Source organism: Sphingomonas sp. AP4-R1 (genome assembly GCF_013113735.1).
Classification (GTDB): Bacteria; Pseudomonadota; Alphaproteobacteria; order Sphingomonadales; family Sphingomonadaceae; genus Sphingomonas_I.
The window spans coordinates 4563383-4576619 of sequence record NZ_CP053346.1; the positions used below are offsets into that span (position 1 = coordinate 4563383).

The following is a 13237-nucleotide window of genomic DNA, read 5'->3' on the forward strand; positions in this document are numbered from 1 at the left end:
CCGGCGGAGGCGAGGAGGCAACGGGAAGAGTATAAAGATTACAGCTTGTACTGGACGCCCGCGAAGAAGCGGCGGCCAGGATAATAGATTTCCACCGGCGCCAGATTCTTGATGAACGATTCCGATTTCTCTTTCAGGATGTTCTGCGCCTCCACGAACGCGCTGAACTTCTGATGGAAGAAGCGGAACGTGATCTTTCCGTCAAGATATCCCTCGCCCTTGCGGTAGATGGGATTGTTGCCGTTGTTCGCATCGAGGACGGATACCAGCCAGTCTGACCGGAAATTGTAGTTCAGGCGCGCGTTGAGGAAGCCCTTGTCGTAGAAAATGCTGGCATTGTAGGTCCACTTCGACAGGCCGGGATATTCCTTCAGCTCGGCGCCCGTCGCCGAATTGGTGAGGTTGGTCTTGATCGCGCGGGCGAACGTGATGTTGCCGCTCGCACCAAAGCCATCGAACGGCGCCGGCAGGAACGAGAAGACGGTCTGCGCGCTCGCCTCGACCCCGTCCAGCACCGCGCCGAAACCGTTGATCGGCTGACGCACGGTGTAAAGCGTCCCGTCGCCGAACAGATCGACACCGGCGATCGTCTGCGCGGCGATCACGAAGCTCTTCTCGTTCTTCCGGTAATAACCGAGGCTCACCATCGTGTCCCGGTTGGGATACCAGGCGGCGTTGAACTCCCACTGATTGGCACGATACGGCTGGAGATTGGGATTGCCGGCCGTGCAGACATCCTCGGTCGGCAGCAGGATCGTGGTGTCGTCCGTGCAATTGATGTTGGGAACCAGATCGGTCGGCTTCGGCCGGGCGAGATTCTTCGCCCAATTGGCGCGCACCACCAGGTTCGGCGTGATCTCCAGCGCCATGTTGAAGGCGGGCAGCCAGTCCGTATAGCTGTTCTTCAGCGTGCGGGATTCCGCGCTGACCGGGACGGTTTCGGTTCCGCCCGTCGCCGTGAAGCGCGTGATGTTCACGCGGTTCGTGCCCGTCCCGTTATCCTTGGTGTGGATGTAGCGGACGCCGGCATTGCCGGTGACGCGCATGCCCCACACGCGGAATTCGTAATCGCCCTTCAGATAGGCGGCGGTGATGTCTTCGCTGATCTTGTAGGCCGGGATCTGCGGCTTGCCGTCCGCGAACTTCACGATGTCCTGATCGAAGCCCGACAGGTCATAATATTTGGACAGCGCGTCCGTATTGAACAGCGGAATGGCGAGGCGCGTGGGAATGCCGGACGGCAGGCCGGAAAGTCCGCTGAATAGCGGCGCCCCGCCCGTCACACCGCTATTGGCGCTGACGAAGGACGCATATTCGGCCGGCGTCATGAAGTAGGTCGAGCCATTGTTGCGCTGGGTGACCGTCGGCACGATGTTCGTCGTGTAGGAAACGTTGGCGCTGCTCTGGAAGACGGCGGCCGTCGTGCCGGTGGCCGGCGTCAGGATCTGCGTGCCGCCGCCATTATACTGCTGATAATATTGCGAGCGGATCTGCGTGCCGGCTTCGATCATCTTCAGGAAGGGCAGATTGACCTTCCAGTCGGCGTCCAGCTTCAGCTGGTTTTCCCGGTTGCTGTTGTCGATCGGGCGGTACTGGACGGTCGGACCGGAGACGGGCAGCAGATTGCCGGCCGGATCGCGCCGCGTGGCATCCGAATAGACGCTCGGATCGGACGCATCGAACGTGCTGGGGAAGATGAAGCCCGGCACGCCGGCATCGTTGCGGCGGTCGACGGTGATGCCGCTGACGCTGGTGCCATAGGATACCAGATTGGTATTGTTGATATTGCGCCCTTCGGCATGGGACAGCAGCGCCTTCACCTGCAGCCGATCGAGATTCCACTCCGCCCCGCCGGTATAATATTGCGAGCGGCTTTCATTCTTGAAGTTGCGGCGCTGCACGCCGACGATGTTCGCCGCACCGCTGTAGACGGGTGCCGCCGCGGTGCCGATATTCACCACGTTGCGGGCCGTAAGATAGCTCGTCACGACATGGTTGGCATCGACGGTCGAGGTCCCGGTCTGCACTTGCGGACGCGACGTGCCGCCATTCAGGCCCGCCGGCAGCGTCGGATCGAGATTGTACCGCTGGAAGCGGCCCATATCGAGCGAGTAGTTGACGTCGCTCAGCCGGTTGTTGCGGTTGTTGACCTGCGCCTCACCATAGACGCGCAGATTGGAGGCGATCTCATACTGGAGAGAGACGTCGGCGGAGATGCGCTTGTCGTAGCGATTGAGCGTCCGATAGCGCGGCACGCGCGGCGCCCAGTCGAAGAACTGGGTTTCGCAGGCCAGTCGCCGCGATGTCGCATTCGCCGTGCTGGTGCCGCCGACGTTCGCGCAGCTCGCATAGGTGCCGAAATTGGCATAGAGCGGATCGGCCACCGTCTTCTGATCCGAATGATCGAAGTCGGCGTCGCGATTCCAGTTGGTGTTGCTGATATAATCCTGACGGGTCAGCACGTCGCTGTAGGTGACGGTGCCGAGAATACCGAGGCCGTCGAGCAGGAAATGCGGCGTGCCGGCCACCAGCGTCGCACGCGGACGCCATTTCTGCTGCAGCTCCGCATATTGGCCGGAGGCGACGACGGACGCGAGCGGCTTCGCCAACTCCAGCGGCTTGCGCGTCTCGATCTGCACCGTACCACCCAGGCCGCCTTCGGTGAGATCCGCCGAATAGCCCTTGTAGACGTCGATCGACTTGACGAGCTCGGTCGCGAGCTCGCGGAAGTCGCCGCCACGCGTGCCTTCCGAACTCTGCTGGGACACGCCGTTGATCTCGATGCGGTTCAGGTCGGGCTCGACACCGCGGATCGAGACCTGCGTGCCTTCGCCAAAGTCACGGCTCAGCTGAACGCCGGTGATGCGCGCCAGCGACTCGCCGACATTCTTGTCCGGGAAGCTCGCAATATCGTCCGCGACGATCGAGTCGACCACCGTATCGGCATTGCGCTTGCGATTGATAGCGGAGCGCAGCGACGCGCGCGTGCCGACGACGAGAATATCTTCGGCCTTCCTGGCCTCTTCCGCCGAAAGATGCGTCTTTTCCGGACGGTCCTCGGTGTTTGACTGGGTCGCGACATCCGGCGACGCGGAGACCGGCTGATCGGAAGTCGAGGTCTGCTCTCCGCCCGACTGCGGCTGCGCCGTGATCAAAGGCGTGGAAGTCGTTTCCGGTGCAACGGCCTGCGCCACGGCACCCGTCGCCGCGCACAGCCCCACGAGCGTAATCACCAGATGCGAACTGGTGGTGAACTGGCCGCTCAGGCGGCGCCCTTTCTTCAACATACCCCTCTCCCCCTGGCACGAAGCCTTGCTGGGCGCCGCCTGTTCAGTCGGCGACGACCCTTCTTCATCGATGGTGCGGGCTAGGCCGGCATCCTCTTCTCATCATCGGCCCATTTGCAGGCCGTAAGTCCGATTGATCTTATTAATGTGGGAGCAAGGTACTTGACCAATATGCGGTCTGCAATACCATATTTTGAATTCAGAAAACGAAGACCGCAAATGAGGGGATGGCAATGGGTTGGCGCACTTCGGTATTTCTGCTCGGCCTGCTGACGGGCACGTCGCCCCCCGCGATCGCGGCGCGTCAGGTCGAGCGACTCGATCGCGGCGCCGTCGCCGCCCCTGCCCTCGACGGCGGGATCCTGCTGAATTGGCGGTTATTGGCCGAGGACGGGGCTGCCGCACGCTTCGATCTGTTCCGCAACGGCACCCGCATCGCCACGACCGGCGCGAACGATCCGACCAGCTATGTCGACAGGGCCGGCAAGGCGGAGGATCGTTATGCCGTGAAGCGGATCGGTGCGAGGCAGGAGGCCTCGCCGGCGCTGGCCATCACGGGCCCCTATCTCCCCATCCCGCTCGACCTGCCGCCCGGCGGCACCTGCCCGGACGGGACCAGCTATAGCTACACCGCCAACGACGCGAGCGTCGGCGATCTGGACGGGGACGGCCGCTACGAGATCATCCTCAAATGGGATCCCACCAACAGCCACGACAACAGCCAGGCCGGCTTCACCGGGCCCGTGCTGCTCGATGCCTATACGCTGGAGGGCAAGAGGCTGTGGCGGATCGATCTGGGTCAGAACATCCGCGCCGGCGCGCATTACACGCAGTTCCTCGTCTATGATTTCGACGGCGACGGCCGCGCCGAAATCGCGATGAAGACCGCCGACGGCACGATCGACGGCACCGGCCATGTGATCGGCGACGCGAAGGCCGACTGGCGCGAACATGGCGGCGAGGTGCCCCAACCCGACCGGACGGGCGCGAAGGTGCTGGCGGACGGCACGAAGGTCGCCCCCCTGATCGGCCGCATCCTGAGGGGCCCCGAATATCTCACGGTGTTCGACGGCCGCACCGGCCGCGCGCTGGCCACCGTCCCCTATGATCCGCCGCGCTATCCGGGCGGCAATCCCACGTTCGAGCAGCTCCGCGACACGTGGGGCGATGGGTACGTCAACCGCGCCGATCGCTTCCTCGCCGGCGTCGCCTATCTCGATGGCCAGCGCCCCAGCATGGTGTTCGGGCGTGGTTATTATGCGCGCACCGCGATCGCCGCATGGGACTATCGCGACGGCAAGCTGACCGAGCGCTGGCTGTTCGACAGCGCCAAACCCGGCAACGCCGATTATGCCGGGCGCGGCAATCACCAGCTCAGCATCGCCGATGTCGATCAGGATGGCCGCGACGAGGTGATCTACGGATCGATGGCGATCGACGATGACGGCAAGGGCCTCTGGACCGTGCCGCTGTTCCACGGCGACACGATGCACGTCTCGGATCTCGACCCCGCCCGCCCCGGCCTCGAAAAATGGGGCGTCCACGAGGATATGGCGCGCAACGGCCATATCGGCTCGGCGCTGCTCGATGCGCGCACCGGCGAAATCCTCTGGAAGAAGCCCGCCGAGAAGGACACGGGTCGCGGCCTCGCCGCCGACATCGATCCGCGCCATGTCGGCGCCGAGATGTGGGGCTCCAACTCCCCCAGCCTGTTCGATGTCCACGGCACCGACATCGGCCCCGCTCCGCGCCAGACCAATTTCGCGATCTGGTGGGATGGCGATCGGCTGCGCGAGCTGCTCGACGGCGCGACGATCAGCAAATGGGACTGGAAAGCGGGCCGCGCGGTGCCGCTGTTGAAGGCGGAGGGCGCCGCGTCGAACAACGGCACGAAGGCCACGCCCGCGCTGCAGGCCGATCTCCTCGGCGATTGGCGCGAGGAGGTGATCCTGCGCTCCGCCGACAATCGCGAGCTGCGGATCTACGCGACGCCCTATCCGACCACGCACCGCTTCGTCACGTTGATGCAGGATCCGGTCTATCGGCTCGGGGTGGCATGGCAGAATACGGCGTACAACCAGCCGCCCCACACCAGCTTCTATCTCGGCGAGCCCACGCCGACCGAGGATCCCCGGTGACGCGGGCGGACACGATGCGAAGAGTAGGGATGAAGCGGATGGCCGCCGCCTGGCTGCTGGGCGCCGCGATCGGGGCGCCCTCGCACGCGGCGGCCCAGCGCCTCCTGATGGGCAAAGACGATGCCGACACGGCCTCGGCGCGCGCGGCCCCCGGAAGCGCGCCCGTGACGTTCGACATCGCCGGTGACACGCACGCCGATCGCCAGGGCGTCCAGAGCGAACATTCCTTTTACGTCTCGCTCGACGAGCCACCCGGCAATTACCGGGTGACGCTCCTTCTCGGCGGAGCGCTGGCGAGCGACACCACCGTAAAGGCCGAACTGCGCCGTCTGGAGCTTTCCGGCCTGTCCGTCCCGGCCGGCGGCACGAAGCGCGCATCCTTTCTGGTGAATGTGCGCACCCCGGACATCGTCGGCGGCGGAACCGTGCGCCTGAAAGCTCCTCGCGAGACCACGCAGGAGGCGGTGGCATGGGACCGGCGCCTCACGCTCGAATTCAACGGCCTCCGCCCCTCCGTCCGCGAGATCCGGATCGAGCCCGTCACGGTCCCGACCCTCTATCTGCTCGGCGATTCCACCGTCTGCGATCAGTCCGGTGAGCCTTATGCGAGCTGGGGCCAGATGCTGACCGCGATGGTCGGGCCCGGCGCCGTCGTCTCCAATCAGGGCGAATCCGGCGAGTCCGTCAGCGCCTCCAACGATCGCGGCCGGTTCGCGAAGATCCTCGGCGACATCCGCGCCGGCGACCTCTTCATCGTCCAGTTCGGGCACAATGACATGAAGGAGAAATTGCGCGATCCGGAGGCGTCGCTGAAATATCGGGACGGCCTGATCGCCTGGGTCCAGGCCGTCCACGCGAAGGGCGCTCGCGCGATCATCGTCACGCCGATGGAGCGGCACAATTTCGTGAACGGCCGCATCGCATCGTCCCTCGACGACTATCCCCAGATGGCGCGCGAGGCGGCACGGCTGAGTTCGGCCGGCCTGATCGATCTCACTGCGCTGTCGACCACCCTCTATGAGTCGTTCGGGGAGGCGCCGTCCTGGGCTTTGTTCAAGCATGATGCGGACGGCACCAACCGCGACATGACCCACCACAGCCCGTTCGGGGCGTGGGAGCTGGCGCGGCTGGTGGCAGCCGGGATCGCGCGGAGCGACAGCCCCCTGTCCGCCGCGATCAAGCCCGAATTCCGGCATTTCGATCCCGCGAAACCGGATCGTCTCGTCGATTTCCGCGTCCCCGCCAGCCCGGTCAGGCTCACGATACGGCCCCTCGGCGACGACGCCAACCCCGCAAAACCGCGCTGAATTGCGCGACTCGATATGGTGGCACGACGCGCCCGCCGCGCAGCGCTGACCCGCGCGCCCATTCCGCTTCACCACAAGGCGTGCCGCGAAGACGGGAGGCACGCCTTCAAGCGCAGGGTTGAAAGATTGTACATCCACGCTTAATGATCGCTCACAAGCCGGGATCCAGTTCCAAAATATGGGACGATTCCAAGAACAAAAAGTGTGAGGGAGAGGATGGCATGATCAGCAATTCGCGCGCGTGGACCCGTCAGTCGTCATGTCTGGCGATGGCGATCGCTTCGTTGGCGGCGATCGAGCCGGGCCTCGCCCAGAGCGCCTCTGCCCCACCCGCCCCCGCCAAGCCTGCCGCCACGCCCATCTCGCCGGAAGCCGCCGAAGAGATCGTGGTCAGCGGCATCCGCCAGAGCCTCGCCAATGCGCTCAACGTGAAGCGCGAGTCCGCCCAGGTCCTGGATGCGATCTCGGCCGAGGATATCGGCAAGTTCCCCGACAAGAATGTCGGCGAAGCGCTCCAGCGCGTGACCGGCGTCCAGATCACCCGACAGGGCGGCGAAGGATCGGGCGTCGCTATCCGTGGCGCGGATCCCTCGCTGAACCGCGTCGAGGTCAACGGCCAGACCCAGCTTTCCACCGGCGCTGGCGTGTCGAACCGTCAGGTCGAATTCCGCGACATCCCCGCCGAATTCGTCTCGCGCCTCGAAGTCGTGAAATCGGCCACCGCCGACATGACCGAAGGCGGCCTCGGCGGCACCGTCCGCATCATCACGCGCCGCCCGTTCGACAATAACGGCAAGCCCTTCCTCGCCGGCTCCGCGCAGACCGTTTATTCCGATCTCGGCAAGCGCTGGGATCCGAAGTTCGCGCTGATCGGCAGCAAGACCTTCTTCGACGACAAGCTCGGCATCCTGCTCTCGGGCACCTATGAGCGCCGCAGCCTGTGGTATGATCAGGCGCGCACCACCGGCTGGCGCCAGGTCGAGCGCAACTCGCCCGCCACCGCGCCGAACTGCCTCGCCGGTCGCAATCAGGGCGCCTGCGTTGATACCGACAATAATGGCTTCGGCGATTTCGCGCCGGATATCCCGCGCTATGTGATCAACCGCGAGCTGACCACGCGCTACGCTTTCAACGGCATCGTCGAATACCGTCCGACCGACACGCTCAAGCTGTTCGTCGAAGGCACCTATACGCGCGGCAAGCAGAAGCTGAACTCGCAGTTCCTGCAGCTCGGCACCGTCCAGAATGCGCCCAATGGCGGCATCGATCTCGCCAATTCCACGCTGGGCGACGATCAGACGTTCGACAAGATCACGTTCGTCGATCGCACCACCACCCGCAACGGGGCGGGCCAGGTGATCAATCCCGGCGCGCTGAGCGCCACCTATCGCAACATCCTCGGCACGATCGACCGCCAGAACATCAACAGCCAGATCGGCGGCGACTGGAACGTCACGGACCGCTTCACCGTCTCGGCGCGCGGCAGCTACGCCAAGGCGAAGGCCGTCAACAACGAGATCAACGCGACGGCAGCGGCGCAGGGCCTGTCGTCGATCGTCGTCGACTATACCGGCAGCGAGCATGCGCCGAACATCACGCTGCCGATCGATCCCACCACCACGCAGGGCCTGACCCAACTGATCGTGCTGCGCCGCCCGCGCTACAACAACCAGATCGAAAAGGCCGGCAAGCTCGATTTCGAGTATAAGCCCGAAAGCTGGCTCACCTCGATCAAGTTCGGCGTGCAGAAGCGCGACGTGGACGTGACGAGCCGCCTCTATGACGGCACCAAGACCTATAATGGCTATGTCGCGGGAACGCCGGGCATGGGCAACATCACGCTCGCCAATTACGCGAGCGGTGTGTCCGTTGCGCAGGTCCAGTCCACCGGCACCAATGCCGCTATCCTGCAGCAGATCCAGAGCATCGTGCAACCGAACTTCGATCTCGGCGACCATGATTTCTTCAACACGGGCTCGCTGGGCTTCAACGGCTACAGCCGCTTCCTCAATCTCGGCATGGACGTCGCCAATGCCGCCGGCATCCCCGATCCGTTCGGCAACCTGAATCCCACCGACACGTGGGGCGTCTACGAGAAGAATATCGCGGGCTATGTCTCCACCGCCTTCGCCTTCGAGCCCGCCGGCATCAAGGTGAGCGGCGTGATCGGCGCGCGCGTGATCAACACGAAGACGGAATCACGCGGTTCGGTCGTCACCGGCACGGGCGCTGCCGCCCGCGTCACGCCCTTCTCGTCGAAGGGTGAATATACCGAGTTCCTGCCCAGCCTGAACCTGAAAGCCGAACTGATCCCGAACAAGCTGCTGGCACGTGCGACAGCGACGGAAGTGATCGCACGTCCGAACCCGTCCGATCTGGCTCCGCGTTTCACGCTGGATACGGTCGGCTTCACCGGATCGCGCGGCAATCCGAACCTGCAGCCCTATCGCGCCAAGCAGTATGACATCGGGCTGGAATGGTACATCAGCAAGGTCAACTTCCTGTCGGCCACTTTCTTCCGCAAGGATATCAGCTCCTTCGTCGATCGCACGACGCAGCAGGAAGTGATCGGCGGGGTCAATTACACGATCTCGCTGCCGATCAACGGCACGTCGAAGGTACAGATCAACGGCGTCGAGGTCGGCAGCCAGATCGCGTTCGATTTCCTGCCGAGCCTCCTCAAGAATACCGGCATGACCGCGAATTACACCTATTCGAAGGACAAGGGCTACAATCAGAAGGACTATTTCACGAATAGCGCCCTCACCTTCCCCGGCCTGTCACGCCACAGCGTGAACGTATCCGGTTATTATGAGGACGATAAATTCTCGGTCCGCCTGTCGTACAACTGGCGCTCCAAATATCTGATCGCGGCGCTGGATCGCGGCAACAATCCGGCCGTGGGTGCCGCCTTCGGCCAGTGGGACGGATCCGCCAGCTACAATATCAACGATCATTTCTCGATCTTCCTCGAAGGCGTGAACCTGTTCCACGCGCAGCGGACCGAGAATGCGAACAGCATTTATCGGCAGAATATCGTCGAAACTTACGGTCGCCGCATCTACGGCGGCATCCGGGCGAAACTGTAAGAACGGAATTGGGCGATGCGGGTTTTGACGGGGCGACAGAGGCGGCTCGTCATGCTCGCCGCTCTGGCCGGAGCTGCGGCTCCGGCCGCCCTTTCCGCAGAGCGCGTGCCACTCGCATTGTCGCACTGGCGGATCGAGGCCGAGGACAGGAATGCCAAGGTCAGCCAGCACGGCCCACTGATCGACATCGACAGCGCCAAGGGCCTCACTTTGTGGTTCGATCGCCCGCTGACAGCGCCCGTCACGATCCGCTTCGAGGCCCGCGCCGTGTCCGGCTCCGGCCCGAACGATAAGGTGAGCGATCTCAACGCCTTCTGGATGGCGACCGAGAATGACGGTGGCTCCCCGCTCGATCATCCCCGCAACGGCGCGTTCGAGGCTTATGATACGCTGCGGACCTATTATGTCGGCATCGGCGGCAACCGGAACAGCACCACGCGCATGCGCCGCTATGTCGGCCGCCCCGGCGACCGCCCGCTCCTTCCCGAGCATGACCGGCAGGACAAGGCCGCGATGCTCGTGCCCGATCGCTGGACGGCGATCACCCTGATCGCGGATGGCGCCCGCATCGCGGTGGAGCGCGACGGCCAGCCCCTCTTCTCGCTCACCGATGCGGCGCCCTACCGCCATGGCTGGTTCGGCCTGCGGACCACGTGGAGCCACATCCAGGTGCGCCGCGTCACTCTCTCCCCTCGCTGAGGATCCCCCGATGCAGATCAGCCGCCGCGACACGATGAAATTGCTGGGCGCCACCGCCCTGCTGCCGACCGCCGCCATCGCCCGGCCCGGCACGGCGACGGCATCGCCCGCGCCGCTCCACTGGCTGGAAGGTGACACCCCGCCACTTCAGCTCGGCCAGACGGTCGGGGTGGCCTGGCCGCGCGGCGCGCTGCCCAAACGGTCGAGCTTCCGCGTCGATGGTGGCGGCAAGGAACTGCCCGCACAAAGCTGGGTGACGGCCACCTGGCCGGACGGCTCGGTCAAGTGGACCGCCCACGCTCTGGAGGCGGGCGTCGGCGCCCCCGACATCATGATCCGTCCAGGCCGTTCCGCCGTCACCTCCGCCACTCCCGTCCGCGTCGAGGAGACACCCGACGCCATCCTGATCCGCATCGGCAGCCTGAGCTGGACGATCCCGCGCAGCGGCGACGTGCCGATCCGCTCCGCCACCCGCGCCGGCCGGCCGCTGATGGGCGCGCTCACGCTCGTCGGCAGCGTGCGCCCTGCGCTCGACGGTGCGCCCGTGCCGTTCACCGGCCATGTCGACAAAGCCGTGGTCGAGCAGAGCGGCCCCATCCGCGCGGTCGTGAAGCTCACCGGGATGCACGTGGCCGAAGGCGGCCGGCGCTGGCTGCCCTTCACCGTGCGCCTCTATGCCTATGCGGGCGCGAACCATCTGCGGATCGTCCACAGCTTCGTCTTCGACGGGGAGCCTGCGAAGGACTTCCTCTCCTCGCTGGGTCTGCGCGCGGCGGTGCCGATGCGCGGCGCCCCGCATGACCGCCACGTCCGCTTCGCCAGCGACGGACCGATCTTCGCCGAGGCGGTGCGCCCGATCACCGGCCTGCGCCGCGATCCGGGCGCCGCCTATCGCGAGGCGCAGATCGCCGGCCGCGCGATCCCCGATCTGGCCGGCATGAGCAAGCCGGTGCGCGAAGGCCTCGACATGATCCCGACGTGGGGCGACTTCACGCTGGAGCAGGCCAATGCCGACGGCTTCCGCATCGAGAAGCGCACGGCGGACGGCTTTGCGTGGATCGCGGCCCGATCGGGCAAGCGCGCGCCGGGCCTCGCTTATGTCGGCAGCCCCACCGGCGGCGTTGCGATCGCGCAGCGCTGGTTCTGGCAGCGCCACCCGAGCGCGCTGGCGATCCGGAATGCCGCGAGCGACGAAGCCAGCCTCACCGCCTGGCTCTGGTCACCCGAAGCGCCGCCGATGGATCTGCGCACCTATCGCGGCGTGCTGGGCATGGAAGGCTATGCCGCGCAGAACCATGCGCTCGACGTCACCTACGAGGATTACGAGCCCGGCTGGGACAGCGCGATCGGCATCGGCCGCACCAACGAACTGACTCTCTGGGCGCTCGATGCGACGCCCGCCAGCGACGACATCACCGCCATGGCGCACGCCAATGCGCTGCCGCCCCAGTTGATGGCCGATCCCGCGCATCTGCACGCCGCGCAGATCTTCGGCGACTGGGCGCTCCCCGATCGATCGACCCCGAACCGGAAAATCGTCGAGGATCAGCTCGCCAACCTCGTCGACTTCTACGCGAACGAGGTCGAGCAGCGATCCTGGTACGGCTTCTGGGATCATGGCGACGTGATGCACACCTATGATGGGGATCGCCATGTCTGGCGCTACGACATAGGCGGCTTCGCGTGGGACAATAGCGAGCTGTCGCCCGATCTGTGGCTCTGGCTGCAGGCGCTCCGCACCGGCAAGGCGCAGGTCTGGCGGCTGGCCGAGGCGATGACGCGCCACACGTCGGAGGTGGACACCTATCATCTCGGCCGCTTCACCGGGCTCGGCACGCGCCACGGCGTCCAGCACTGGAGCGACAGTTCCAAGCAGCCGCGCGTCAGCAACGCCAATTATCGCCGCATCTATTATTACCTCACCGCCGACGATCGCATGGGCGATATCCTGCGCGATCTGCTGACCTCGGATCAGACGCTGGAGCATGTCGAGATCGGCCGGAAGATCCCGAACGCCAAGCCTTATGCCGGCCCGCCCGGCACGATCGACATGGGCTTCGGCCCGAGCTGGACCGCTTATGCCGCGGCCTGGCTCACCGAATGGGAGCGGACCGGCGATACGCGCTGGCGCGACCGGCTGCTGGCCGGCATGACGACCATCCCCAAGCTGCCCCACGGCTGGATGACGGGGTCGGGCGTCTATGATCTCAAGACGGGCCGTTTCCTTTCCGGCGACGGCAAGGTCCACTTCCAGCATCTGACGGCGGTGTTCGGCGCGGTCGAGGTCAATTCCGAGCTGATCCAGCTGATCGATCTGCCCGCCTACAAGGCGACGTGGCTCGATTATTGCCGCTGGTTCAATGCGCCCAAGGCCGATTACATCGCCAAGTTCGGCGAGCCGTTCGGTGCGCGCAATCTACGGGAAAGCTATGCCCGGCTCACCGCCTATGCCGCGCATGCGACGCACGACCGCGCCCTCGAAGACCGCTCCACGCAGGAATTCTTCTCCGGCGATCAGGGCCTCGGCACCTGGACCGGCGATCCCCGCCACACGGTAGCTGGCGTGATCGAATGGCCGTCCGTCTCCACCAACGCCGCCTCCCAATGGGGATTGGCCGCGATCCAGATGCTGGCGCTGGTGCCTGAAGCGATCGACCGCGCCACCATTCCACCGCACCACAGCTCCGCGCAGGAACCGCGCGGCGCCTGACGACCGG

Annotated in this window: 6 protein-coding genes; 5 read left to right on the top strand and 1 reads right to left on the bottom strand. The window is 65.1% G+C overall.

The window, feature by feature from the left end:
• Positions 1 to 38 precede the first annotated feature (38 nt).
• Positions 39 to 3287, bottom strand: a complete 3249-nt coding sequence (locus tag HL653_RS20775) for a TonB-dependent receptor (protein ID WP_171746185.1) — start codon at positions 3285 to 3287, stop codon at positions 39 to 41.
• Positions 3288 to 3646: 359 nt separating this feature from the next.
• On the opposite strand from HL653_RS20775, the gene HL653_RS20780 reads away from it, so the two are divergent.
• The 5 genes from HL653_RS20780 (at position 3647) to HL653_RS20800 (ending at position 13230) form a co-directional block, all read left to right on the top strand.
• Positions 3647 to 5425: a rhamnogalacturonan lyase gene (locus tag HL653_RS20780; protein WP_301337975.1), complete on the top strand. Its 1779-nt coding sequence runs from the start codon at positions 3647 to 3649 to the stop codon at positions 5423 to 5425.
• A 29-nt stretch (positions 5426 to 5454) separates the two neighbouring features.
• Complete coding sequence (locus HL653_RS20785) at positions 5455 to 6732, top strand: GDSL-type esterase/lipase family protein (protein ID WP_171746187.1); 1278 nt, start codon at positions 5455 to 5457, stop codon at positions 6730 to 6732.
• A gap of 221 nt (positions 6733 to 6953) precedes the next feature.
• Entirely contained in the window at positions 6954 to 9821 is a 2868-nt protein-coding gene (locus HL653_RS20790) for a TonB-dependent receptor (RefSeq protein WP_253717211.1), read from the top strand.
• A gap of 15 nt (positions 9822 to 9836) precedes the next feature.
• On the top strand, positions 9837 to 10520 hold the full coding sequence (locus tag HL653_RS20795; protein WP_171746188.1) for a DUF6250 domain-containing protein: 684 nt from the start codon (positions 9837 to 9839) through the stop codon (positions 10518 to 10520).
• Between the two features lie 10 nt (positions 10521 to 10530).
• Complete coding sequence (locus tag HL653_RS20800) at positions 10531 to 13230, top strand: Tat pathway signal sequence domain protein (protein ID WP_171746189.1); 2700 nt, start codon at positions 10531 to 10533, stop codon at positions 13228 to 13230.
• Positions 13231 to 13237: the final 7 nt, after the last annotated feature.

Excerpts from the sequence above, each read along its gene's own strand:
- HL653_RS20775 (WP_171746185.1), bottom strand. The coding sequence starts at position 3,287 with ATGTTGAAGAAAGGGCGCCGCCTGAGCGGCCAGTTCACCACCAGTTCG.
- HL653_RS20785 (WP_171746187.1), top strand. The coding sequence starts at position 5,455 with ATGAAGCGGATGGCCGCCGCCTGGCTGCTGGGCGCCGCGATCGGGGCG.
- HL653_RS20790 (WP_253717211.1), top strand. The coding sequence starts at position 6,954 with ATGATCAGCAATTCGCGCGCGTGGACCCGTCAGTCGTCATGTCTGGCG.
- HL653_RS20795 (WP_171746188.1), top strand. The coding sequence starts at position 9,837 with ATGCGGGTTTTGACGGGGCGACAGAGGCGGCTCGTCATGCTCGCCGCT.
- HL653_RS20800 (WP_171746189.1), top strand. The coding sequence starts at position 10,531 with ATGCAGATCAGCCGCCGCGACACGATGAAATTGCTGGGCGCCACCGCC.